This is a genomic window from Nitrospirota bacterium, assembly GCA_016178585.1.
In the GTDB taxonomy this organism is placed as follows: Bacteria; Nitrospirota; Nitrospiria; order JACQBW01; family JACQBW01; genus JACOTA01.
This window is the reverse complement of sequence record JACOTA010000019.1, coordinates 14000-37349: the sequence shown is the minus strand read 5'-3', so window position 1 is coordinate 37349 and position 23350 is coordinate 14000. Positions and strand designations below refer to the sequence as shown.

The following is a 23350-nucleotide window of genomic DNA, read 5'->3' as shown; positions in this document are numbered from 1 at the left end:
TTTTCACCGCAAAGACGTACCGGCTTATTCCAATGCTTTTAGGAAGTAAAGTCATAAGAGTCAGCCTTCAGGGTAATGGAATTTAAGGCGTCTTCTAATTCCCGTCTTTTCATTTCCACCTGGTCACGATTGAGTTGATTGTCGACAAAGATCGGGTTTCCCCATATCAAGACTCCCTTTGAAAAAAAACAGGGGATGATAAATTGATCCCATGATTTAAGGGTTTTTTTTTTGACGCTCCGAACGTAACCGGAATGATGGGAAGACCGGTCAATCTTGCCAGTTCGACAACTCCTGCCTGGGCTTTGCAGGGCGGGCCTTTTGGTCCGTCCGGCGTTATGGCAAGATCGGATTCCCGTGAAATTTTTATCATTTCCCTAAAGGCCTTAAAACCACCCCGTGTAGACGATCCCCGAATCGAACCAAAACCATAATACCTCATTGCCCGGCTGACAATTTCTCCGTCCCCATGCTGGCTGATGAGAATATGAATTTTTTTTCCATGATAAGAATAGGGCATAAAAAGCTGTCTTCCATGCCAAAAGGCCAGAATAAAACGTTTATCATTTTTAAAATAATCCTCAACGACCTCTTTTCCAACTGTTTTTATTTTCATTGTCAGGCGGAGCAAGACGAGAATCAGGAATCCGAAAAAAGGCAATATTTTTAGCAAAAGTTTGTTTTTCATGTTGACCGGCCCTTGAACTGGATTTCATAAAGCTTTTTATAAGTCCCGTTTCTGGCCATTAACTCCGCATGGGCGCCCGATTCCACAATCCTTCCCCTGTCCAGTACAAGGATGACTTTCGCGTTTTGAATGGTCGAAAGCCGGTGAGCAATCACAAAAGTCGTACGGTTTTTCATTAATATTTGCAGGGCCTGCTGAACCATATATTCGGATTCCGAATCAAGGGACGAGGTCGCCTCGTCCAAAATAAGGATAGGCGGATTTTTCAACAAAGCTCTGGCGATAGCTAACCGCTGTCTTTCTCCTCCGGAAAGGTTAATTCCCCGCTCCCCGACCAATGTCTCATAGCCCCTGGGGAGTTTCGAGATAAAAGAATCGGCATGAGCTGATTTTGCCGCCTGGATAATTTCGCCCTCGGACACATTTTTCATCCCATAGGCAATATTTTCTTTAACGGATTCATCAAATAAAACAATATCCTGGCTGACAATTCCGATCTGATTTCTCAGGGAAGACAGGGTAATATTCTTGATATTTTGATCATCTATCGTGATTTCACCCTCTTGAGGTTCATAAAATCGGGGGATTAAGTTAATTAACGTCGTTTTTCCACTCCCGCTTTCACCGACCAGGGCAATCACATCTCCTATTCGGGCATCGATATTAATACGGTTCAGGGCCAATGTTTCAATTCCTTCATACTGAAAAGAGACATTCTTAAAGGAAACCGATTTTTGAACCGTTTTTAATTCAATCGTTCCTGTTTCCCGCTGGTATTCCGTTGGCGCGTCTAAGATTTGGAACAACCTTTCGGCGGCGCCTAAAGTCTGCTGAATCGTATTATGGGTCAGGCTAAGGTGTCTAATTGGCGTATACATAAACAGACAAGCTGTCATAAATGAAAAAAAAGTCCCGGCCGTCGTAACACCCTGAATCACCTGGAATCCCCCGTACCAGATAATAAACGCAACGCCCATCCCGCCGATAAATTCCATTAAGGGGGATGTGGTTTCTGAAATTTGGATCCCCTTCATGATGTTCCTGAAATATTGAAGACTCTTTATATTAAATCTTAAATACTCTTTTTCCTCCGTTCCAAAGGCTTTAATCAGGCGTATTCCGCTTAATGTTTCCTGCAGGAACGTCGTTAGATCGGCTATTTTTTCCTGACCCGATCTTGAAACAAGACGGAGTCTTTTCCCAAATTTAATCAAGGGATAATAGGCAAAAGGGAGAACCACAAAAGCAAAGAAGGCCAATTTCCAATTTTGATAAAGGATGACTGCAGCCAGTGCGATAATCGTTAAGGTCTGCTGAAAAACATCTTTAACCGCGATCGAAAGAGCGCTCTGCATTAAACCAACATCATTCATCACATTTGACATGAGCTGGCCGGAGGCTGTTCGGTTATGAAATCCAAGAGGCATCTGAAGAATATGATGATAAACCTTGCCTCTCAGGTCCATGATGACTTTGTTGCCTACATAGTTCATCATGTAGGACTGTCCGTAGGAGAAAATCCCCTTAAAAAAAGAGGTTGCCAAAACCGCGAGCGGAACCACCATTAAAAGGGTGGCGTCCTTTTTAATGAAAATACCGTCCAGAACCGGCCGGACCAGCCAGGCGTAAAGCGCTGTTAAAAGAGATACGAAAACCGCGCAAATTGCCGCGACGACCAGCCTTTTCCAATAAGGCTTTACATAGGTTAAAAGTCTTAGATAAATCTTCATCGATAAAGGAGTCTCAAAATGGCTTCCGCGGCGTTTTCACTGGCCTTTTTTTCGGTCAATTTTTCTTTAATCAGAGACAATTTGCTTTTCATGATCCGGTTTTTTTCTTTATTCTGAAATAATTTCACGATTTCTAATTTAATATTTTCCGCGGTCGCTTCATGCTGAATGAGTTCAGGAATGATTTTATCACCCAGAATAATATTTACAAGGCCAATCATTTTGATTTTTAACAATTTTTTACCTATCCAGTAGGTCAGAGGGGACACTTTATAGACAATAATCATCGGGGTTCCGATGATCGCCGCCTGAAGCGTCGCCGTCCCCGAAGCGACGGTCAGAAAATCACACACCGCCATGACCTCGCTGGTATCCCCTTTTACAGCTTTAATTTTTTCGGCGTAAGACCCCAATCGCTTTAAAAATTTCTCTTTCGAAAAAGGCGCGGCAATGGGAAGAATAAATTGCACATTTGGAATTTCCGTTCTGATTTTTTCAGAGGCTTCCAACATCACCGGAAGCAGGCGCTTTAACTCGCTCTCCCGGCTTCCCGGGCAAATTCCAACAATGGGATAGGAAGGATTTAAACCAAATTTTTTGCAGAGGGGATCCTTCTGATAAACCGGGTTAATCTCCTCCAGTAATGGATGACCGACAAACGCCACTGGAATCCGCTCTTTGCGGTAGAGCGTCTCCTCAAAAGGGAGAATGACCAGCATCTGGTCGATGAGTTGCTTAATCAGGTGAATTCTTCCATGCCGCCATGCCCAAATCTGGGGGCTGATATAATAGGTAACCGGAATCCCCATTTGCTTTGCCCGCCGCGCGACTCTTAAATTAAAGTCTGGATAATCAATTAAAACGAGGTGATCAATCGAATTTTTTCGGAGGGTCTCAAGAACGGTTTGAAACGCCTTCCTGATGACTTTTAAATGCGTGATGACTTCAAATAACCCGACAACGCCCAGGGATTCAATGTTGAAAATTAAATCTCCGCCAGCGGCCTGAATGGCGGAACCCCCAACCGCGAAAATCTTAAGAGTGGGATCTTTTTTGATAAGGGCTTGAACCAGTTTTCCTCCATGTAAATCCCCGGAAGGCTCTCCCGTTACAATGAGGATGTTTTTTGCCATACGTTACAGGAACTTTCGGGATTGTTGTATGGCAATTTTAGCGATCTCCTCAGCCACCCTCAGCGCTTCCTTTCCTTCAACCCCCGAAATTTCAGGAGCCGTCCGGTTTAGACAGTTCAAAACAAAATCATGAAGCTCAAGCTTCAGCGGCTCCTCTTTTTCAACAACCGGATGATCAACGACGATGCGTGTCGTGTCGTTTTCCTTGACTTTTCTGGCTATGGTCACTTCCTGGTTCTGATAATCGAGGGAAATATAGGCCTCTGGCTGAAAAATCCTTATCTTTCTCATTTTCTCCAGAGAAACCCGGCTCGCCGTCATATTCGCAATGCATCCACTTTTAAATTCAAGCCGGGCATTGACGATGTCAACTTCCCTGGACAGGACAGGAATTCCGACCGCCCGAATTTCGGTAAGAGGAGACGCGGTCAAACTTAAAATAATATCAATATCATGAATCATCAAATCAAGGATCACATTGACATCCGTTCCCCTTGCCGCAAAGGGCCCGATTCGGTGGTTTTCAATAAATCGGGGGTTTCGAATCAATCCTTTAATTTTTAAGAAGGCCCGATTGTATCGTTCGAGATGACCGATTTGGAAAATAATCTTATTTTTTCCAGCTTCCGAAATCAACGACTCCGCCTCTTCCACCGTCGCCGAAATGGGTTTTTCCAACAAGACATCGATGCCGTTTTGAAGACATTGATGCGTCACTTCATAATGGAACTGCGTCGGGACAGCAATACTTAACGCGTCAACCTTCGGTATCAAATCAAGATAATTTGAAAAATATTTTGTTTTATATTTTTCACTGATTTCTTTACCACGGGCTTCCTGGGTGTCTGCAACGCCCACCAGGTCGACATCAGGCATTTGTGAATAAATTCGCGCATGATGTTGTCCTAAATGGCCTACCCCGACAACCCCCACTCTTAATTTTTTTACCCCTTCTGAACGGCCAGGATTTTTAACGGTTTCCTTTCTATTCATACCGGACTCCAATAATTCCAATGCCTCCTTTTTCTGCTGCCTTCAGGGTTTCTTCGCGGTCCAAAAGAAGCGTGTTTCCCGCTTCAACCGCCAAAATAGACGCTTTTACGGATACCATGGATTTTATTGTTCCGGGACCTATCGCCGGCAGGTCAAATCGTAAATCCTGTCCCGGTTTGCAAATTTTAACCACGATCGCATTTTCTTCACCAAGCCGCCCGCCTCTTTTAATGGCCTCGTCGGTCCCTTCAATGGCTTCGACGGCCAAAACAACCTTATCCTTGACCACGATGGATTGTCCAATATCCAGCTTTCCGATACCTTTTCCAATCTTCCAACCAAATTCAATATCTTCAAACTCTTTTTTGGTCGGTTTTCGGGAAGTTAACGGGCCTTCCTCCACCAGAAGAGAAAAAAGATAGTAACTGGAATCCTTGATATGCAGCCCTTCTTTTTCCAAATCGGAAGCAATCGCCCGTAAAATCGCATCGTCTTTTTTTTCTTTTAAAGAGGAGAGTAAACGAACAGCCCTCAAATCGGGAAGGACATCTGTAAACAACCGGGTTTTTTTTATTCCCCCCGCCATGACAATATTTTGAACATGTTCGTGCTTAAATATCTTTATGAGTTTTCCCAGTTGTCCGACTTTAATCCAGAAAATTTTATCAACAAATGCTTCAAGATCCCTTTCCGTTTCCCCTAAATGAGCAACGGCGATGACTTGCTTTCCCTGGGATTTGATCTGACTCGCGAAAATGATTGGAAAACGGCCGTTTCCGGCAATCAAGCCAATTTTCTCCATTATCTGGAGATTCCCCTTTTGGACTGTTCGATAAATTGAATTAAGTAATCAACGTCAGGCTGGTTGAGCTGTTCTTCTTTAATTTTCTTAACGGCTTCAGTAAAGGTCGTCCCGGACCGAAAAATGATTTTATAGGCTTTCTTAAGAGCGCTAATCCGTTCATTTGAAAACCCCTTTCTTTTCAGGCCAATTAAATTAAGACCATACAAGGAGGTCCGGTTTCCGGCTGCACAGACAAAATGCGGTATATCCTGGGCAACGGCAGAAGCGCCGCCGATCATCACGTAATCGCCAATTCGGACAAATTGGTGAATGCCCGATAATCCTCCGACGACCGAATCATTACCCACTTCAACATGTCCGCCAAGGGTTGCGGCATTAGCTAAAATGCTCCGGTGGCCGATGATACAATCATGCGCCACATGAACATAGGCCATGAAAAAATTATCATCTCCAATAACCGTTTTTCCTTTTCCACTGCCTGTACCGCGGTGGACCGTCACGAATTCCCTAAAGGTATTATTTTTTCCAATAACCACCGACGTCTCTTCATTTTTATACTTAAGATCCTGGGGCGCCGCGCCGACGGAAATAAACGGAAAAAATTTGCAATCGGGGCCGATCTCGGTTTTCCCTTCAATGACGCAATGCGGACCGATCTGGGATCCTTTTCCAATATGAACTTTTTCCCCAATGATAGAATAGGGTCCGATGGTGACCCCCTCTTCGATCTCAGCCTTTGGGTGGATAATCGCAGTTGAATGCTTATTCATGGAGTTTTTCACGCTCCTTTTTCTTTCGAAATCATCGCTTTTAATTCGGCTTCACACACCAGCTCTTCCTTGACAAAGGCTTTTCCCGTCAATCTCCAATAAGGAGGGCGGCTCTGAAGGACTTCCACCTGAAGAAGGATCTGGTCCCCGGGAACAACCGGTTTTCGAAATTTTGCCTTGTCAATACTCAGAAAATAAACGAGGCTTCCCTCGACATTTTCGGCCGACTTAAAGGCAAGAACACCTCCAACCTGGGCAAGGGCCTCAATAATTAAAACACCCGGCATGATGGGAAATCCTGGAAAATGTCCCTGAAAAAAGGGCTCATTGATCGTCACATTTTTCAAACCAACGATTTTTTTCCCGATTTCCATTTCCACGATCCGATCGACTAATAAAAAAGGATATCGATGGGGAAGAATTTTTTGAATCTCGGATTGACTTAACATGACCCTCCCGGCTTAATCTACTGAAAATTTAAATGAAATCCTAATCAAGTTTCTGTATCTTTTGTTCTAAAGCCTCAATCTGTTCTTTGAGTGTTTGAATCTGCTTTTGCAAATTTGAAAGGTGGTTAAAAAGAATCACGGATCTTTTCCACTGAACGTGGGGAATGGCCGGAAATCCCGCGACGGTTTGGTGGTCCTCGATATCATGGGTAATTCCAGATTTCCCCGCCATCTTGACATGATTTCCAACCCGAACATGTCCTGAAAAACCGGTTTGCCCGCCCGTAACCGCATAATCTCCGATTTTGACACTCCCCGATATTCCGGTTTGCGCGGCAAAAAGACCATTTTCTCCGATGATGACATTGTGTCCGACATGGACCTGATCATCCATTTTTGTACCCTTTTTAATCCGGGTTTCACCCAGAGCCGCACGATCGATCGTTACATTCGCTCCAATTTCCACGTCGTCTTCGATGACAGCGATTCCGACCTGGGGAATTTTATGATGGACTCCCTCGACGGTTACAAATCCAAATCCATCGCTTCCAATGACAGCCCCGCTATGAATGGTCACCCTATGCCCGATTTTACTCCTGTCGCGGATGGAAACATTTGAATAAATTAACGCATCGTCTCCAATCGAGGTCCCTTTACCAATATAAACCCCCGGAAATAAGACGACCCGGGCTCCGATCATGACATCTTCATCGATAAAAACAAAAGACGCGATCGAGGGGTTTTCTCCGATCTTGACATTTTTTAAAATTTCGGCCTTTGAACTGATCCCGGGCGGAGGCAAAAATTTCTTCTGAAATAACTGAATGATTTGTATAAATGCAAAATAGGGATTGGAAACCTGAAGTTGATTTTTCTTGATCTCTTCATAAGGTTTGGAAACAATCACACAGCTTGCTTTTGTCGAAAGAACGGCGGGAAGATATTTTGGAAATGCCAGAAACGTGATTTCCCCCTCTCCGGCTTCATCTGCCGAGGCAAATCCGCGAATGGTCTGTTCAGGGTTTCCAAGAACCTTTCCGTTTACGTGTTGTGCAAGCTGTTCGAGGGTATACATTATTTAACACTGTTTGGCTAAAGAATATTGAGGATGTGTTCCTCTTCAGAGACCTCTTCGAAACTTGTTTACCCTTCCATAGTGTCTGTTAAGATAAGTGGTAAATTTCGGAGCCTGGAGCCACAAAGCTTGCTCGCGAGCGATTCCGCAGCGAAGCTAATGTTTTTGTTTTAATTGCCTCGATATTCGAACGATAGGCTTGAGATTAATATTTATTTGCTATTGAGTTTGTCCATTTCCTCAATGACTTTATCGCTGATATCCATTGAACTGGCCATATAAACGACAGTGCCAATATCGGGGTTTTTATCCAGGACCACCTGATAGCCCTCTTTTTCAGCGATCTTTTTGACGATATCTTCAAGATTTTTATTAAACTCGTGAAGGACTTCCGATTTTTTCTCCTGGATTTCTTTATTTAAATCCATTGCTTTTTTTTGATATTGAGCTAATTTTTTTTGAAAAAGAGCCTCTTTTTCTTTTTTGGCGTCATTGCTTAAAACCGATCCCTGCCGGCTCAATTCTTCCTCAAGCTTTTTAATTTCATCTTCTTCCAGATCAACGATTTTTTGACGGCTTTTAATATAATCCTCTAAAATCGCTTTTGATTTCTTTCCCGTTTTTGTCGAATCAAAAATCTTAATCGCATTGATATATCCAACTTTTAACGAGTCCGCCGCGAATGTTTCCTGAATGCCAAATCCTATTCCGGCAATTAACATTAAAAACATAACCCCGTATTTCATGAAAAACCTCCCACAAAGCTTGCTCGCGAGCGTTCCCGCAGCGAAGCTATAATTTTATATCCCAAATCCTATGTTTTGCACCCACTAAACCGGTTGCTTCACTTATCATTTATATTATTGTCGTCCTCTTAAAATACCGATCCGATACTAAAGTCAAATCGCGAGCTCTCTTCTGTTTCGCGGGGAAACAAATTCCGGCTCCATTCAAACCGAATCGGACCAAGTTGTGGAATGACCCAGCGAATACCAAAACCAGCCCCATATCTCAGCTTATCCACACTCACGACTTCTCCGAGGTCAAAACCTCTTCCCCCGTCAAAAAAGAAGACCCCTTTAATTTTAGCCTCCGTAACCAATGGGAACATCAGTTCGGCATTAAAGAGCAGCAATTTTGACGCTGGAATAATTTCTCCCGCCGGTCCGACGGGACCCGCTTTTCCATAATCAAACCCTCGGAGCGTATTCAATCCACCGACAATAAATCCCTCAAATAAAGTGGCACTGCCCTTAATCTCGTGGATATAACCGGTCTCGCCATGAAGGGAAAACACGGTATTCCAGATTAAGGGAAAATACCGGCTGCTATCAAGAACCACTTTATAAAATTGCGTGTTTCCCCCCAGTTCAGGGCCGGCAAAAGTCAATGAGAGTGAATTCCTGCTCCCTTTTGAAGGATCGAAAATAAAATCCCGGGTATCTCGCGCAATACCCAGACCGAGACTGCTGGTCACCGTTTGCCCTGAAGTGGAAATATCTTGAATCCGTTGAGAGGATGTGGTTAAAACGTCAAAAAAATCAACATATTGAAGTGTATAGCTTAAACTTCCGCTTGTATATTCGCCAAACGATTTTCCCAGAACAAGATTTCCCCCGACCTTTCTTTCTTTGTAGGAGACAAAATTTTGTTCCACCCTGAATAAATTAATGGAACCTGAAATGGGCAGATCATTAATGTAAGGATCTCTAAAAGTAATATCATAAATGGTGCTTCGGCCACCTAATTGAGCCTTTGTTTTCAATAAATATCCTCTGCCCAGAAAATTTCCCTCGTTAATTTCAAACATTCCGATTAGATGGTCTACCGAACTATATCCTCCCCCCAAACTAATTTGTCCTGTCGACTTTTCTTTCACTTTGACATTGAGATCCATTAGGTTTTCACTCACCCGTTCCGGTGAAATTTCGATGTTCTCATAAAAATTAAGATTTCTGATCCGTTCATAACTTCTTTTGAGAGATTTAGTATTAAAAAGGCCCTGTTCATCCAGGCGGATTTCCCTTCGAATAACTTTATCCCTCGTTTTTTCATTTCCTGAGATGTTAATTTTCCGGATATACGTCAGATTCCCTTCAGAAATTTCGAGCGTCAACTCTACCGTTTTTGAGGCGTTATCTGTCACAAATTGAGGAGTGATATTAAGAAACGCATACCCCCGCTCTCCATATAAATCGGTTAAGGTATTGATATCCTGGCGCAGGACATCTCTTTTGAAAATTTCTCCCTCACGGGTATTTATTTTTTTTAATAATTCTTCCGAGGGAAAAAGCGTATTTCCCGAGAAGTTGATTTTTCGAATCGAAAATTGGGGACCTTCAGAAATAATAAATTTTAAATTAAACCATTTTTTATCCGGGGTTAACGTCAACTCCGGCGCTCCGGCCTGAACGGTGAGATATCCGTTATTCAGATAAAGTTCTTTAATCCTTTCTGAATCGTTTTGGGCTTCCTCCGCTTTATAAACTCCCCGATCGGTCAGCCATGAGGTCAGCCAAAAAAATTCTTTCGATTCAATGATGCTTTTCAGTTTTTTATCATTAAAAACATGGTTTCCCTCAAATTGAACTGACTTGATTTTAGTTTTGGTCCCCTCCTTAATTGAGAAAACAAGGCTGGTCTGATTATTTTCAAGTTTTTCAATGACCGGAACGATTTCAACGTTATAGTAACCTTCACCTTTATAATATTGAATCAGCTTCTCCTGATAGGATTTAATTTGAGCAAGATCGATAAAAGTATCTTTTTTGATGTAAACTTTTTCTTTTAAAGTCTCCTTTTTTATCTTCTCATTTCCGATATAAGAGACATCTTTCAAGATCGGCTTTTCCGAGACGATAATAAAAAGTTTTATTCCTCCTTCAAAACCCTCCGTTTCAAACTTGATATCTTCGAAAAACCCGAGGCGATACAGGTTTTTAATTTCATTTCTGATCTTCTCAGGTGAATATTTATCTCCCTCGTTAATATCTAATTTTCCACGAATGGTCGAGGACTCAATCTTTTTATTTCCCTTAATTTCAATTCCCTTTATGTGAATTTGCGGGAGGGTTTCCTGGCTGTTTTCCTTCTCCACAGCCAACAGAACGTGTCCGTTTAAGAAGAAAATCATTCCAAACAAGAAAATTCCAATCCATTTTGTTTTTTCCAAAAATGACAACTCCAGCCGTTATTAAAATAAAGAGTGAATTTTCCGTTAGTCATTGTAATAAACGAAATATCCTACCATTTTTTTATAAAAAATGTAAATAAAATTCCGGCCCCCAGGAACATATAGCGATAGGATTTGTAACTCCTTGTTTTGCCTGTCATCGCGAGCGCCCGCAGGGTGCGTGGCGATCTCGGTTCACGATGGCGAGATTGCTTCGCTTCGCTCGCAATGACAACTTTCTATCGCTGGTCTTGGGCGGCCGCACGGTATTCGTCAAACCGATTCCTATTTTTCAATCAGAGCTTGGTTGTCGGCAAAACTATAGTAATCTCCATTTCCGATGATGATATGGTCCAGGACAGGAATTCCCAATAACTGACCCGATTTTACAAGGGTTTGGGTCAACGCAATATCCTCCTGGCTTGGAGCCGGGTCCCCGCTGGGATGATTATGGATTAAAATAAGAGACGCGGCGGAATTCTTAATGGCTTTATTAAAAACCTCTCGCGGATGCACAATCGTTTGATTCAAACTCCCTTTTGAAATTTCAACCCCGTGAATGAGTTGGTTTTTTGTATTTAACAAAACGACTTTAAAAATCTCCACTTTCAAGGAAGAGTATTCAGGAAAAAAATAGGAGTAAATTTCTTTACTCGATAAAAACTTTCCCTTCATTGATCTTTTATTTGAAACGACTCTTTTACCGATTTCAATCGCTCCAAGGATTTGTGCCGCCTTCGACGGACCGATTCCACCAATCTGACACAGCTCCACTACCGTCGCGCCGGCGACACCTTTTAAGCCATTAAAATGTTCAAGCAGTCTAAACGCAATATCCATTGCGGTTTGACCTTTTTTCCCCATTCGAATCATGATTGCTAATAGCTGGGCATCAGACAAAACCTCTGCTCCCTGATCAATTAACCTTTCGCGGGGTCTCTCTAATTCCGGCCAGGACGGTATCCCTGATTTTTCCATTTATTCTTCTCGCACCGACAAGTTTTGGACAAAATATGACAGAATTGGGCAATTTATACTCTTTAAATCTATCTTTATTTTATATAAATCTTATTTTTTCAATAGGTTACGAATATTGACAAAAAACGGTATATTTGTTGCATATATTGTCACACAAGAACGAGTAGGTCTTTAATCAACCTAAACGAGTTAAGGAGACTTCCATGAAATGTCCAAAATGTGAAGGGTTAATGTTTTTAGAGAGATTATCCGATTTTTTTCTCACCTTTTATGCATGGAAATGCGTCAACTGCGGAGCCATTATGGATCGCACCATCTTAAATAACAGGAAAAAAAGCAATATTTTTATTAATGAGCTCGCCTCAGTCGGGCCATCAAAGGAAGAGGAATAAGGCTTTATTCTTTAGGACATTTTAAAGGAAAACTTACCTTTCTTTCCTGATGGTTGGTCTGAATTCCGGCAACGACAAGTAAAACATTTTCACAGTGATTCAGCGAAACCTTCCTGAATAAAAGCAAGCCTTCAGCTTCCTGTCCGGGAGGAACCGACGCAGGCTTCACGATAAACCGTTTAATATTTTCTATATCCTCTTTTTGCTGCTCATACGGCTTTTGCAGCAATACGATTGAATCGCCCGGCAACTCTCCACGTTTATAATAATCAATTGCCCCATCTTCATTGAAAGTCTGAAACTCTTTTTCCTCACCATTTTTTAAAATCGATTGAAAAGGATCCCATTGAACTGGATTTTGGGTGCTATTGTGAACCCGGATTTCAATAGCCGTGAAAAATTGTGAAAAATCAAAATGATAAAAATCAAGATCTTTTGATTTAAATCCCGAGGTGTCTATCGGCCTAATTTGAATATCCACTCTGTCGCTTCCTAATTCCTTTTCCTTTTGGCCGCTCTCTTTTTCTGGAACAAGAAAAGGAGCTGAGGTGGAACAGGCCTGTAAAAATATTCCGTTAAAAAGAATTAAAGAAACAACCGCCGCAGCCGCCCTGGATTTAGTTTTTTGACCTATCATGTCCATTTTTTATGTTGCCTCTGCCTGTAAATTAAAAAGGTATTTTTTAAATTATATTTTCTTTATCGAAGAATGTCAAAATAAACAAGAAGATATGTTACAATCAAGGTTAACAGTAAATTTCTGGACTTAAATGATTAAGATATCCGGCGGATTAGAAAAGGGAAAACATCTTTCCGTGTTGGGTGGTCACGATTTACGCCCAACGGGCGCCAAAGTTAGACAGGCTTTATTTAACATTCTTGGAGACAAAATTATTCACTCCAATTTCCTGGACCTCTTTGCGGGAACAGGAGCCATAGGAATCGAAGCCCTTAGCCGGGGCGCAGATCACTCTACCTTCGTCGAAAAAAACAAAGATCATTTCAAACTTTTAAAAAAAAATATCGACCTTTTTCAGTTCACTCACAAATCGACTCTCCTCTGCCTGGATGTTTTCAAATATAAAATAAGTGAAGCACCTGGCTCTGCCAGTGCGGAACGCGGGGTTCGGGGGCATTGGGAGCGAAGCGAGCAGGCCCCTGAATATAAAAAAGACGTTTTATTTGATATCGTTTTTCTTGATCCCCCCTATTTAGCGGGTCTTTTGGAAAAATTATTGCCTGTCCTGGGAGAGAGTGATATGATTCAGAAAAGCGGTATCATGGTCGTCGAACATTTTAAAAAAATCTCTCTTAAAGATGACTATGGCCATTTTTCTCAGATGAAACGCTACCCGTACGGTGATACGATTTTGTCCGTCTACCAATATAGATAATTTCAACTTTACTGAGCATTGCAAATGACCCCTTATCAACGTTCAGACAAGGAAAATGATGAAAAGAGGCGTCTACCCGGGAACCTTCGATCCCGTCACCAACGGACATATTGATTTAATCAAAAGAAGTTTGGCCTTATTTGAAGAAGTGATTGTTGCCATCGCTCCCAGCCCGCATAAGCATCCCCTTTTTAACGTCGAAGACCGTCTTGAAATGATCAAAACGTCGGTCGCGGATATTCCAAGAGTCGAGGTGGAAGTTTTTGACGGCTTGTTGATTGATTATGTTCGTGAAAAAAAAGCAGTCGCTGTGATCAGAGGGCTTCGCGCCGTGTCAGACTTTGAATACGAGCTCCAAATGGCGTTAATGAACCGCAAACTCGATGCTCATATTGAAACGGTCTTTTTAATGCCCAGTGAAGAATATTCGTATTTGACATCCAGCATTATAAAAGGGGTCGCGGGTTACGGCGGCGATGTCAGAGAATTAGTACCTCCCGTTGTCTGGAAGTACCTTCAAAAAAATATGAGAAAGAAAAAAATATGAGGCTGGCAAAGCGTGTTTCTTCGATTAAACCTTCCGCAACTCTTGCGATGACGGTAAAAGCCAAAACCCTTACGGCGAAAGGGATTCCGATTATCGATTTTGGCGTCGGTGAGCCGGATTTTGATACGCCAGACGTTATTAAGAAAGGAGCCATTGAAGCGATCGAAAGCGGGTTCACAAAATATACGCCTCCGGCGGGAATCGAGTCCTTAAAAACGGCTATCCTTAAAAAAACATTAGAAGAAAAAAACATTTCATATGAAAAAAATGAAGTGATTATTTCGTGCGGAGCAAAACATTCGCTTTACAATATTGCCCAGGCGTTATTTGAAAAAGGGGACGAGGTTATTATCCCCTCGCCGTTTTGGGTCTCTTACCCCGATCAGGTCCTGATCAACGAAGGGACGCCGGTGATTCTTCCTACCCGGGAAGAAGAGGGTTTTCTGCTGGACCCCAGGGAATTGGAAAAATTAGTTACGTCAAAGACGAAAGCCCTTATCCTAAACTCCCCTTCTAATCCAACCGGCGCCGCTTATCCGAGAAAAAATCTTGAATCCATTGCTGAAATTATTTTAAAGTTCAAGCTAATCGTGATTTACGACGAAATTTATGAAAAAATTGTTTATGACCAATATCAACATGTCACTATCGCTTCTCTTGCCCCCGAGTTAAAAAACCAGACCTTGACCGTCAATGGCGTATCAAAGGCCTATGCGATGACCGGCTGGCGGATCGGCTATACATTGGGACCGCCGGAAATTATAAAAGCGATGGAAGTGATTCAAAGTCAAAGCACGTCGAATCCAACTTCGATTTCTCAAAAGGCCGCTATCGTCGCTCTTGAAAAAGGAGACCCGTTTACCCGTCAAATGGTCGTTGAATTCGATAAAAGAAGAAGGTACATGGTCGGTCGCTTGAATAAAATTCCTGGAATTAAATGTTTCTTACCCCCGGGAGCCTTTTATGCTTTTCCAAACATTTCTTTTTATTATGGAAAAAGGGGGCCCATGGGATTGATTCAAAATTCAATGGATATGGCCAATTATCTCCTGGAGGAAGCTCATGTCGCCGTAGTGGCCGGCGAGCCTTTTGGTAATGATCATTACATTAGATTATCTTATGCGACGGGAATGGATAAGATTACGACGGGTCTTGACCAGATCGAAAATGCGCTATTAAAGTTAAAGTAGTTGCGTTGTGGAACGTTGAACCCAAGAACAGCGATAGGATTTGTAACTCCTTGTTTTGCCTGTCATCGCGAGCGCCCGCAGGGTGCGTGGCGATCTCGGTTCACGATGGCGAGATTGCTTCGCTCGCAATGACAACTTTCTATCGCTGTTCTTGGGTTGAACTGTTGAGTGGGAAAATGAAAATAAATAAAGGAGAATGAAAGAAAAGTGCCTATTTATGAATATGAATGCGAAAGCTGCAAACACCAATTCGAGTTGATTCAGAAATTCAGTGACCTTCCTGTCAACGAGTGCCCTCTCTGCAAAGGAAGCGTAAAAAAGCTCATTTCTTCTTCTGGAATCAGTTTCAAAGGCTCAGGATGGTATGTTACTGACTATTCAGATAAATTAAAAAATAAATCGGATGGCGAAAAAAAGAAGCCCGGGGGGGACGGTAAAGAAAGCAAATCTTTAGAAAAATCAGAAAGCCCGAAAGAAACTTCTGCAAAAGCTGCACCCCCTGTCCCGGCAACAAAACCGGGGGAAAGTAAAAAATAAACATAAAAAGGGAAACAATTTTTGTTTCCCTTTTTATGTCCGTCAGGATTTCTTTGAGGCCTTCTTTGGAGGCGCTTCTTTAACCGCCTGGGCCGGCGGCGGGGTTGCAGGATAAGGGGGAGGAAGATAATCAAGCGGGATATTCTCCACCTTTTTGTCCTTAAAACTCATCACAAAAACCGTAAGCGCCGTCGCCTCGTCATCCGTCAAATGAAAGTTCGGCATAATGGTTGGCGGTTGAGGCGGAGTAGCTTGAGGATTTCCGGGGGTAACTTTTTGGGGATCTTTAAAATGCTCCCACTCCCAGTTTTTAATCGATTTAACCGGATTTTCAACATGCGAAAAGTCATGAACCAGGTGAAAAGAAAGTTCCGTTCTCGTCCCAAAAGCAGAAAGTTCAGGAGCCAAAATTCCTGAGAAACCCATCTGTTTAATGGTATGGCATGCCCCGCATCCTTTCGCCATCACCAGGGCTTTCGCCTGCATTAAAACAGGAGCTTCTTTAAAGTTTACGTCGGCGCTGTAAACATTGATATGACATTTAGTGCACGACGAATAAACAAAAATACCTGTTAAAAGCTGTCGATCGACATGTTCAACAAACCCATGGGTTTTTTCGACTGAATTGCCCTGCGGATCCCCCTGGTGGCAGATCGTGCATCCAAATTTCTCAAAAGGATGCTTTCTCATAAACTCCCCTTCATTTAAAAAGGGATGAGATTTAAAAGGTTGTTTGGCGTCCGCAAAAAACTTGGCGTTTGAAATCCCCATGTGACAGCTCGTACATCGGTCTATCCGGTTGAGCACGTTATTCCAGTTCTGCTTTATGGTCAGAGGAAGATTGGCAAGTTTCGGATCTCCGGCTTTTTCCGCTAAAAGCACGTTGTACTCCTGCTGATATTTTTTCCATTCAGGATGTTCTTCTTTATAAGTCGCAAATCCAAGTAAAACAAAAATCAGCAAACTTAAGCCCGCAAAAAGAATGGTATTTCGATACATGATTTACTGGTCTCCCTTTTTTTTAAAGGTTCTTTCCTGCCAGATTTGAATTCCAACAAAAAGAAGGGTGATTAAAATAGTTCCCACCAATAAAAACATTCCAATCCAGAAGCGTTGCATAATTTCCCTCCTATTATATTCAGGGGCCCATCGGAGAAATGATTAAAACCATATGTTCGCTTTCACAGCGAAGCTGTGTTTTATTTTATATTTTAAAAAACGGAGTAACCAGCAAATATTTAATATTAAAAACCAGACGGAGTATAATCTTAATCGGAACGCCCATCATCAGCAAAAAAAGCATCATTGTAATATTATAACGGGCAAAACCCAGGGATTTAAAAAAATTTCTGAAAAATATAAAAGGAATGGTCATCCCGACGACAAAATACCCCAAAACGGTCGCATAAGCGATCAGTTGGGCGGCAGATTTACTGATTCCCCACGAAGTCAAGATGACTGAATAGTCGATTAAGCTCACGCCGGAAGGAGGTTTATGAAGTTCCCAGTTATCCCACGGCCAATACCATTGCCAATCCAAACCTCTAAAATAAACGCCTACGACGATCATGATGTACCACAACGCCAAACCAAAGGAAAAAGTCCAAATGGCAAACTTTCTGTCAGAGTAGTTATATTGACCCACCCCTTTCGGATTCACATCGATATACGGAAGAAGAATCATCCCCACGATAATAAAACTCGGCAACACAACTCCTGCCAGCCACGGATCAAAGAAGACCAGAAGTTCCTGCAGCCCTAAAAAATACCATGGGGCCTTCATCGGATTAGGCGTTGTATCCGGACTCGCCATTTCTTCAAGCGGCGCCCCGGAAATCATCGTCAGCACAATGAGGATAGCGGTGGAGAGCAAGATCGCAATCAGTTCAATAAAAAGCAGATTCGGCCAGGAAAACACGGTGGTCTCAGGCTCTTTTTCCGTAATAGGCGACGTTCCTTTTACGAGTTCGACCAATCCGTAACTTTTTTTCGGATCTTTAGGAAAGATTTCATGTTTGATCTCTATTGCCATTGCGATGCCTCGATTTTTAAGGGATAAAAATTAATATTAATTTATAGCGGTCCCGAAAACCCGTCTTTTCTGATTCTCCAGAAATGAACGGCCAGAAATACGGTCGCCAGTAACGGGAGGCCGACACAGTGAAGAACATAAAATCTTAACAGAGTGCTCTGGCCGACGACAGTTCCTCCCAATAACATAAACCGGATATCGTTATCGACTCGCATCCCCATTTCTCTTCCAAATGGGCCGGAATATCCGATCAGAGGGCTGGCCTCGGCCATTTTTGAACCCACCGTCACCGCCCAAAGGGCTAATTGATCCCATGGCAGCAAATATCCTGTCCAGCTTAATAACAACGTTAGCACCAGGAGTAAAACACCAACCACCCAGTTAAACTCTCTTGGGGGTTTGTAAGAACTCGTTAAAAAGACGCGTGTCATGTGAAGCCAGACCAAAAAGACCATGGCATGAGCGCCCCAGCGATGGAGGTCACGCATGAGATTGCCGAAATAAATGGCATACTGTAAATCTTTAATGTTCTGGTAGGCGCTTCGGGTGTCCGGAACATAATAAAACATTAAGAAAACGCCTGTAATGGTCAGGAGGATAAACATGAAAAAGGTTAGTCCGCCCAGGCACCAGGTATATCGAATCCGAAGCGCGCTCTTTCTCACCTTTACAGGATGTAGATGCAACAACACATTGGAAAACATCACCAGTGCGCGATTGGTATCCGTATCCGGGTATCCATGGCGAAAAATGGATTTCCATACCTGGGTTTCGACAATCTTGTTTTTTAAGTTTTCCATCCAGTCGGCCATTCTTTTTCTTCTCCCGCAAAGCTGGTTTTTTAATTAAGCGCTCTTAACAAAATAGGGTGCTGTTTCGCGTGGGGGTTCCTCAACCGTCAACCCTTCTGCAGTCGATTCCGGATCAGGATCCTGACGGTTCAGAAAATTTACAGAAATCTGGTTGTCGGCAGCATCGATCGAAACCGCCGCTCTCCAGAGGGTTCTTGGAGCAGGACCTCCCCTTACATTCCCGTAGATATCGTAAATACTCCCGTGACACGGACATCTGAAACGCTGCTGGTCAGGAAACCAGTTCGGCGTACAGCCCAAATGTCTGCAAATCGCAATCAGGACATATAAACCCCGGTCGTTTTTTACGACCCAGATTTGACGTTCTTTTTTAAGGCGTTCGTCAACGCCCATTCCAAAATCAGCGGCCTTCCCAATTTTAAAAACAGTGGGAGGTTCATACAAAACGGTTGGAAACATGAATTTATAGGTGCCAACAGCCGAACCCCCGACCGATGCCAAAAGGCCGCCCCAACCAATCAAGTTAAAAAATTTTCTGCGGCTCATTTCGCTGGACTTGTTTGGCTTATTTTTATCTTCGCTACTCATGGACTTTTACCTCCTGGGTATATTCAAGATGTTCCATTGTAATGGCCCGGGTTGGACACCGTTTCGCACAATAACCGCAACGGATACAGACATTCCCATCCCATATCATGGCTGTTCCCAACTTTTTTAATTTGACATCCGGCTGCCCATCAGTCGAGTCTAAAGAAATTTCATAATAATTTTCGATGGCTTTATGGATAGCCGGGGTCTGCTCCATTTGCTCCAGGGGAATCATTTTCAAAGCAAACTCGGGGCAAATATCAACACATCCTCCGCATAAAATACAGAGGTCTCCGTTAAAAATCGGGTTAATATGACATTTTAGACAACGGGTGCCTTCATTCACTGCGGTTTTTTCGTGAAACGATAATTCAGCCAGTTCAAAATTGGAGGCTCGTTGGGAAGGGAGCAAGAGAGCGGGGTTTTGTCTGGGGATTTTTGTCCAATCCGCCGGCATTTCGTGATCTCTCACGCCATCGCCGATTAACGTAGAGACCCCTTTATTCAAAATCTCGATGTTTTTTCCGGTCAGATAAGAATGGACCGCCTTTGCCGCTTTTTGTCCTCCGGCAATCGCCTCGATAAAAATTCTCGGTCCTGTGACAACGTCCCCGACCGCAAAAACCCCGGGCACATTCGTAGACATATCGGAATTGACGGAAATGGTCCCGCCTCTTCCGATCTTTATTCCGGGGGATTGATTTAAAAACGTAATATCCGAGGCCTGACCGATCGACGCAATAATCGTATCCGCCTCCAGAATCCATTCACTCCCGTCATGAAACTTCGGACTAAATCTCCGCTGTTCATCGAAAAGAGATTTTACTTTCGTACACTCCAGCCCGGTCACTTTTCCATTCTGACCGACAGCCCGTTTTGGACCGTTTCCAGGATGGAAAATAACGCCTTCATCCACAGCGTCTTCAATTTCCATCGGATCGGCCGGCATTTCATCCCATGATTCCAGGCAAACCACATGAACTTCCGGACAAAGCCGAACAGCGGTTCGGCAGACATCCATTGCGACGTTTCCACCGCCGATGACGATCACTTTTTTCCCAAGATCGACTTTTTCATGTTCCAGATAAACTTTTTGTAGAAAATTCAAACCCTCCATAAACCCTGGAAGCGTATGTCCCTCAATATTGAGGGTGCGAGGAAGCCAGCATCCCACGGCAACGACAACAGATTTAAATTCCTTTTGAATTTCCTCAAAGGAAATATCTTTTCCGACCCTGGTCTTCAACCTGGCTTCGATCCCCATGCTCATGATCGCATCTATTTCGGCTCTGATCAGGGGACGCGGCAGACGATATTCGGGGACCAGGAAAAACATTCCCCCGAGAAAAGGCTGCGCTTCAAATATCGTCACCCGGTACCCTAAACGGGCAAGATCATGGGCGGCGGTCAATCCTCCTGCTCCAGAACCGATGATCGCAACCTTTTCACCGGTATTGATTCCATAAGGCCGGCCGGAAGCCGTCGAGTATTTCAGGGTTCCTGAAGGATCTTTCAAAGTTTCGACCCCGTATTTTTCTGTAACGAAGCGTTTTAGGGCGCGAATGGCAATTGGACGGTCGACATTTCCCTTATTACAAGCAGTTTCACAGGGCGCATTGCAGACCCATCCGCAAATTGACGCGAAGGGGTTCGGTCCCCTGGCGATGGCGTAGGCTTTTTCATATTCGCGATTGGCGATCGCTTGAACGTAGGCCCCCGCGTCAGTTCCCACGGGACAGGCTGCCCGGCATTCCACTTCGTTCGCAAAATACTCAAGACCGGGAACATCAATCTTATATTGATGATTATTTGTGGAACTCATCGGGAAACCTCCATCAAACCATGGATGTTTATTTTAACATTTTTCGTTGTTGAAATAACCTTTTTAATAAAAAAAGAAAACCCATCACAAATAAAATCCCGGCAGCCACACTCCATCCGTAACCCTGCTTCGCTCCCCTGAATTCGACCATTTCAACGTCAACCGCCGTTTTCCTTTCGGTTTTTTTATCCTCCGGATTAAAAAGAGCTTTGATCGTTTTAATCTCTTTACCGGCCATTATTCTGATTTCATCCCCTAAATTATTATTATGGAGATGAAGTAAAACCTCATAATGGCCCTTTTGATCTGTAAAAACCGTATTTCCTTCCCCTGTCACGGTGTCTGAAATCATCACTTTAACATTGGGTTGAGGAGCGCCGGAGGAATCTTTAACGGTTCCATAAACCGTAAACCGATGATCCGTTTCGTGGGTGGCAAAGGCCTTGTTTTTACCAAAAACATTTAAACAAACGATAAAAAACAGACAAAGAAATAACTGAATAACAAAACGGAAAATAAACACTTTAGAAATCAACAATTTTTAAAAGTGGCGCGTTTTTTAATTTATTTGAGCGGCCTGGCAGGTCAGTTGACTCTAACTTCATTTAATCCATTATTGTTTAGATTTTTTCAAAAATGAAACAAAGTTTTATTGGTATAACACAGGTATTTTTTAATGTCAAATTCTTTTTTGGTTCCTTTTCCTTAGGTTAAATCCTGTATAACTTTTTGTTTTTCACCTGTTTGATGTGGTACACTTACGGGCAAGTTACTTAAAAAAACATGTTTTACAGGTTCAAAACCAAATAAAAACCAAGAAATCGGAAAAATGAAAAAAATCGGAATAATCGCGAAACCTTTTGGTTCTGAAGTCAAAAAAATTATCGAAGAACTCCTGCTCTGGTTGAAAGAAAAAGAGAAAGAGGTTTACCTGGACCCCGAAACGGCCGCAAGCTTTTCAGACCGGCCGCATTTTTTCAAGATTCCTTTTATTCCTCAGCAAATGGAACTGGTCATTGTCCTGGGAGGCGACGGAACTCTTTTGTCTGTCGCCCGGTTGATTGAGGGAAATAATGTTCCGATTCTTGGGGTCAATCTCGGAGGTCTGGGCTTTTTAACTGAAATTAATATGGAAGACCTTTATCCCACGCTGGAAAAGATCTTTCAAAATGAATTCCTCGTTGATGAGAGGATCATGTTAAAAACCAGCGTTGACCGGCAGGGGAAAAAAATAGCCCACTCCCACGTTCTTAATGACGTCATCATCAACAAAGGCGCCCTGGCCAAAATGATTAAACTCGAAATTTATTCCAACGGACACTTCCTCTCTTCCCTACGGGGCGACGGCCTGATCGTTTCCTCGCCAACGGGCTCTACGGCTTACTCTCTTTCCGCCGGAGGCCCTATTCTCTACCCGTCTGTTGACGCTCTCATTTTAACCCCAATCTGTCCCCATACGCTTACCCAGCGTCCTATTGTCATCCCCTCCGAAATGAAACTTGAAATCATCCTCAAATCAAAAGAAGAAGGAGCCATGGTTACGTTTGACGGCCAGGTTGGATTTTCATTAAGGCTGGAAGATCAAATTCATATTGAAAAAAGTGAAGCGAAAACCCAGCTCATCCGATCTCCCGGTTTGAGTTATTTTGATGTTTTACGGAATAAGCTGCACTGGGGAGAAGGAAAGAACCGGTAAAACCTTACCCTTCCGAAGGCCGGGTTTGGACAGAAGCAAGTTTGTCAACCGTTTCCCGGGGCAGTCGTTTAACTTTTCCGTTTAATCCCACACAAACCAATTTGGTCAACCCGTCGACCACCAATCTCCCGCTTTTTTTCTCATAAATACGATAGGTAAAGGTTAAAACGGTTCGAGTGACCTCCGTTAATTCCGTTTCAATTCGAAGAATATCCCGATACCGCGCCGGAGATCGATAAAAGATGACACATTGAACCACGGTAAAGACATACCCCTCCTCCATGAGTTTTAAAAGAGGGAGCTGCAAAGTCTCTAAAAGTTCAGTTCTCGCCCGCTCGAAATATTTTAAATAATTGGCGTAATAAACCACCCCTCCACAGTCTGTGTCTTCATAAAAGATACTGATTTCCATAAATTGATTTCTTTTCCGTTCGTTAAATAAGAGAATCCAAGAACAAAGATAGAAAGTTGTCATTGCGAGCGAAGCGAAGCAATCTCGCCATCGTGAATCGAGATCGCCACGCACCCTGCGGGCGCTCGCGATGAC

25 protein-coding genes are annotated in these 23350 nt (G+C 43.0%); 6 read left to right on the top strand and 19 right to left on the bottom strand.

Annotated features, from left to right (window positions below):
- Nucleotides 1-166: 166 nt before the first annotated feature.
- The 11 genes from HYR79_03720 to radC form a co-directional block, all read right to left on the bottom strand.
- Nucleotides 167-688: a lysophospholipid acyltransferase family protein gene (locus HYR79_03720; GenBank protein ID MBI1820799.1), complete on the bottom strand. Its 522-nt coding sequence runs from the start codon at nucleotides 686-688 to the stop codon at nucleotides 167-169.
- On the bottom strand, nucleotides 685-2418 hold the full coding sequence (gene msbA / locus HYR79_03715; GenBank protein ID MBI1820798.1) for a lipid A export permease/ATP-binding protein MsbA: 1734 nt from the start codon (nucleotides 2416-2418) through the stop codon (nucleotides 685-687). The genes HYR79_03720 and msbA overlap by 4 nt, the downstream gene beginning before the upstream one ends.
- Nucleotides 2415-3551 (bottom strand): lipid-A-disaccharide synthase, encoded by a 1137-nt coding sequence (lpxB, locus tag HYR79_03710; GenBank protein MBI1820797.1) that lies wholly within the window; start codon nucleotides 3549-3551, stop codon nucleotides 2415-2417. Before lpxB ends, msbA begins: the two co-directional genes overlap by 4 nt.
- Before the next feature lie 3 nt (nucleotides 3552-3554).
- Nucleotides 3555-4544, bottom strand: a complete 990-nt coding sequence (locus HYR79_03705) for a Gfo/Idh/MocA family oxidoreductase (GenBank protein MBI1820796.1) — start codon at nucleotides 4542-4544, stop codon at nucleotides 3555-3557.
- Nucleotides 4537-5346 (bottom strand): UDP-2,3-diacylglucosamine diphosphatase LpxI, encoded by an 810-nt coding sequence (lpxI, locus tag HYR79_03700; GenBank protein MBI1820795.1) that lies wholly within the window; start codon nucleotides 5344-5346, stop codon nucleotides 4537-4539. The genes HYR79_03705 and lpxI overlap by 8 nt, the downstream gene beginning before the upstream one ends.
- Nucleotides 5346-6119, bottom strand: a complete 774-nt coding sequence (gene lpxA, locus HYR79_03695; protein MBI1820794.1) for an acyl-ACP--UDP-N-acetylglucosamine O-acyltransferase — start codon at nucleotides 6117-6119, stop codon at nucleotides 5346-5348. Before lpxA ends, lpxI begins: the two co-directional genes overlap by 1 nt.
- An 8-nt stretch (nucleotides 6120-6127) precedes the next feature.
- Nucleotides 6128-6568 carry a 3-hydroxyacyl-ACP dehydratase FabZ gene (gene fabZ / locus HYR79_03690; GenBank protein MBI1820793.1) on the bottom strand — a complete coding sequence of 147 codons (441 nt, stop codon included), beginning with the start codon at nucleotides 6566-6568 and terminating at the stop codon, nucleotides 6128-6130.
- A gap of 40 nt (nucleotides 6569-6608) precedes the next feature.
- Entirely contained in the window at nucleotides 6609-7643 is a 1035-nt protein-coding gene (gene lpxD, locus HYR79_03685) for a UDP-3-O-(3-hydroxymyristoyl)glucosamine N-acyltransferase (GenBank protein MBI1820792.1), read from the bottom strand.
- 212 nt (nucleotides 7644-7855) lie between these two features.
- Nucleotides 7856-8389: an OmpH family outer membrane protein gene (locus HYR79_03680; protein ID MBI1820791.1), complete on the bottom strand. Its 534-nt coding sequence runs from the start codon at nucleotides 8387-8389 to the stop codon at nucleotides 7856-7858.
- Nucleotides 8390-8517: 128 nt separating this feature from the next.
- Nucleotides 8518-10815: an outer membrane protein assembly factor BamA gene (bamA, locus tag HYR79_03675; protein ID MBI1820790.1), complete on the bottom strand. Its 2298-nt coding sequence runs from the start codon at nucleotides 10813-10815 to the stop codon at nucleotides 8518-8520.
- A 285-nt stretch (nucleotides 10816-11100) separates the two neighbouring features.
- Nucleotides 11101-11793: a DNA repair protein RadC gene (radC, locus tag HYR79_03670; GenBank protein ID MBI1820789.1), complete on the bottom strand. Its 693-nt coding sequence runs from the start codon at nucleotides 11791-11793 to the stop codon at nucleotides 11101-11103.
- 203 nt (nucleotides 11794-11996) lie between these two features.
- On the opposite strand from radC, the gene HYR79_03665 reads away from it, so the two are divergent.
- On the top strand, nucleotides 11997-12185 hold the full coding sequence (locus tag HYR79_03665) for a hypothetical protein (GenBank protein ID MBI1820788.1): 189 nt from the start codon (nucleotides 11997-11999) through the stop codon (nucleotides 12183-12185).
- Nucleotides 12186-12189: 4 nt separating this feature from the next.
- Here HYR79_03665 and HYR79_03660 read toward each other — a convergent pair whose 3' ends face one another.
- On the bottom strand, nucleotides 12190-12828 hold the full coding sequence (locus tag HYR79_03660; GenBank protein MBI1820787.1) for a hypothetical protein: 639 nt from the start codon (nucleotides 12826-12828) through the stop codon (nucleotides 12190-12192).
- A gap of 127 nt (nucleotides 12829-12955) precedes the next feature.
- On the opposite strand from HYR79_03660, the gene rsmD reads away from it, so the two are divergent.
- The 4 genes from rsmD to HYR79_03640 all read left to right on the top strand — a co-directional run bounded on the left by rsmD (nucleotide 12956) and on the right by HYR79_03640 (nucleotide 15853).
- Complete coding sequence (rsmD, locus tag HYR79_03655) at nucleotides 12956-13579, top strand: 16S rRNA (guanine(966)-N(2))-methyltransferase RsmD (GenBank protein MBI1820786.1); 624 nt, start codon at nucleotides 12956-12958, stop codon at nucleotides 13577-13579.
- Nucleotides 13580-13637: 58 nt separating this feature from the next.
- Complete coding sequence (gene coaD / locus HYR79_03650) at nucleotides 13638-14126, top strand: pantetheine-phosphate adenylyltransferase (protein ID MBI1820785.1); 489 nt, start codon at nucleotides 13638-13640, stop codon at nucleotides 14124-14126.
- Nucleotides 14123-15316 (top strand): pyridoxal phosphate-dependent aminotransferase, encoded by a 1194-nt coding sequence (locus HYR79_03645; GenBank protein ID MBI1820784.1) that lies wholly within the window; start codon nucleotides 14123-14125, stop codon nucleotides 15314-15316. The genes coaD and HYR79_03645 overlap by 4 nt, the downstream gene beginning before the upstream one ends.
- A gap of 207 nt (nucleotides 15317-15523) precedes the next feature.
- A complete protein-coding gene (locus HYR79_03640; GenBank protein MBI1820783.1) occupies nucleotides 15524-15853 on the top strand; it encodes a zinc ribbon domain-containing protein in 330 nt (109 codons plus the stop codon).
- Between the two features lie 42 nt (nucleotides 15854-15895).
- Here the strand turns inward: HYR79_03640 and HYR79_03635 are convergent, their stop codons facing one another.
- From HYR79_03635 to HYR79_03610, 6 genes are all read right to left on the bottom strand, one after another.
- Nucleotides 15896-16852, bottom strand: a complete 957-nt coding sequence (locus tag HYR79_03635; protein ID MBI1820782.1) for a c-type cytochrome — start codon at nucleotides 16850-16852, stop codon at nucleotides 15896-15898.
- Nucleotides 16853-17057: 205 nt separating this feature from the next.
- Nucleotides 17058-17885 (bottom strand): cytochrome B6, encoded by an 828-nt coding sequence (locus HYR79_03630; protein ID MBI1820781.1) that lies wholly within the window; start codon nucleotides 17883-17885, stop codon nucleotides 17058-17060.
- Between the two features lie 41 nt (nucleotides 17886-17926).
- Nucleotides 17927-18697, bottom strand: a complete 771-nt coding sequence (locus HYR79_03625) for a cytochrome b N-terminal domain-containing protein (GenBank protein MBI1820780.1) — start codon at nucleotides 18695-18697, stop codon at nucleotides 17927-17929.
- Nucleotides 18698-18730: 33 nt separating this feature from the next.
- Nucleotides 18731-19285, bottom strand: coding sequence for a Rieske 2Fe-2S domain-containing protein (locus HYR79_03620; GenBank protein ID MBI1820779.1), 555 nt, complete (start codon nucleotides 19283-19285; stop codon nucleotides 18731-18733).
- Complete coding sequence (locus HYR79_03615; protein MBI1820778.1) at nucleotides 19278-21107, bottom strand: FAD-dependent oxidoreductase; 1830 nt, start codon at nucleotides 21105-21107, stop codon at nucleotides 19278-19280. Before HYR79_03615 ends, HYR79_03620 begins: the two co-directional genes overlap by 8 nt.
- Before the next feature lie 28 nt (nucleotides 21108-21135).
- Complete coding sequence (locus HYR79_03610) at nucleotides 21136-21630, bottom strand: carboxypeptidase regulatory-like domain-containing protein (protein ID MBI1820777.1); 495 nt, start codon at nucleotides 21628-21630, stop codon at nucleotides 21136-21138.
- A 306-nt stretch (nucleotides 21631-21936) separates the two neighbouring features.
- Here HYR79_03610 and HYR79_03605 point away from each other — a divergent pair, with 306 nt between their 5' ends.
- Nucleotides 21937-22803, top strand: a complete 867-nt coding sequence (locus tag HYR79_03605; protein MBI1820776.1) for an NAD(+)/NADH kinase — start codon at nucleotides 21937-21939, stop codon at nucleotides 22801-22803.
- Between the two features lie 4 nt (nucleotides 22804-22807).
- Here HYR79_03605 and HYR79_03600 read toward each other — a convergent pair whose 3' ends face one another.
- Complete coding sequence (locus HYR79_03600) at nucleotides 22808-23215, bottom strand: YbgC/FadM family acyl-CoA thioesterase (GenBank protein ID MBI1820775.1); 408 nt, start codon at nucleotides 23213-23215, stop codon at nucleotides 22808-22810.
- Between the last annotated feature and the right edge of the window lie 135 nt (nucleotides 23216-23350).

Coding starts and splice junctions, on each gene's coding strand:
- HYR79_03720 (MBI1820799.1), bottom strand. CDS start 688: ATGAAAAACAAACTTTTGCTAAAAATATTGCCTTTTTTCGGATTCCTG.
- msbA (MBI1820798.1), bottom strand. CDS start 2,418: ATGAAGATTTATCTAAGACTTTTAACCTATGTAAAGCCTTATTGGAAA.
- lpxB (MBI1820797.1), bottom strand. CDS start 3,551: ATGGCAAAAAACATCCTCATTGTAACGGGAGAGCCTTCCGGGGATTTA.
- HYR79_03705 (MBI1820796.1), bottom strand. CDS start 4,544: ATGAATAGAAAGGAAACCGTTAAAAATCCTGGCCGTTCAGAAGGGGTA.
- lpxI (MBI1820795.1), bottom strand. CDS start 5,346: ATGGAGAAAATTGGCTTGATTGCCGGAAACGGCCGTTTTCCAATCATT.
- lpxA (MBI1820794.1), bottom strand. CDS start 6,119: ATGAATAAGCATTCAACTGCGATTATCCACCCAAAGGCTGAGATCGAA.
- fabZ (MBI1820793.1), bottom strand. CDS start 6,568: ATGTTAAGTCAATCCGAGATTCAAAAAATTCTTCCCCATCGATATCCT.
- lpxD (MBI1820792.1), bottom strand. CDS start 7,643: ATGTATACCCTCGAACAGCTTGCACAACACGTAAACGGAAAGGTTCTT.
- HYR79_03680 (MBI1820791.1), bottom strand. CDS start 8,389: ATGAAATACGGGGTTATGTTTTTAATGTTAATTGCCGGAATAGGATTT.
- radC (MBI1820789.1), bottom strand. CDS start 11,793: ATGGAAAAATCAGGGATACCGTCCTGGCCGGAATTAGAGAGACCCCGC.
- HYR79_03665 (MBI1820788.1), top strand. CDS start 11,997: ATGAAATGTCCAAAATGTGAAGGGTTAATGTTTTTAGAGAGATTATCC.
- HYR79_03660 (MBI1820787.1), bottom strand. CDS start 12,828: ATGGACATGATAGGTCAAAAAACTAAATCCAGGGCGGCTGCGGCGGTT.
- rsmD (MBI1820786.1), top strand. CDS start 12,956: ATGATTAAGATATCCGGCGGATTAGAAAAGGGAAAACATCTTTCCGTG.
- coaD (MBI1820785.1), top strand. CDS start 13,638: ATGAAAAGAGGCGTCTACCCGGGAACCTTCGATCCCGTCACCAACGGA.
- HYR79_03645 (MBI1820784.1), top strand. CDS start 14,123: ATGAGGCTGGCAAAGCGTGTTTCTTCGATTAAACCTTCCGCAACTCTT.
- HYR79_03635 (MBI1820782.1), bottom strand. CDS start 16,852: ATGTATCGAAATACCATTCTTTTTGCGGGCTTAAGTTTGCTGATTTTT.
- HYR79_03630 (MBI1820781.1), bottom strand. CDS start 17,885: ATGGCAATAGAGATCAAACATGAAATCTTTCCTAAAGATCCGAAAAAA.
- HYR79_03625 (MBI1820780.1), bottom strand. CDS start 18,697: ATGGCCGACTGGATGGAAAACTTAAAAAACAAGATTGTCGAAACCCAG.
- HYR79_03620 (MBI1820779.1), bottom strand. CDS start 19,285: ATGAGTAGCGAAGATAAAAATAAGCCAAACAAGTCCAGCGAAATGAGC.
- HYR79_03615 (MBI1820778.1), bottom strand. CDS start 21,107: ATGAGTTCCACAAATAATCATCAATATAAGATTGATGTTCCCGGTCTT.
- HYR79_03605 (MBI1820776.1), top strand. CDS start 21,937: ATGAAAAAAATCGGAATAATCGCGAAACCTTTTGGTTCTGAAGTCAAA.
- HYR79_03600 (MBI1820775.1), bottom strand. CDS start 23,215: ATGGAAATCAGTATCTTTTATGAAGACACAGACTGTGGAGGGGTGGTT.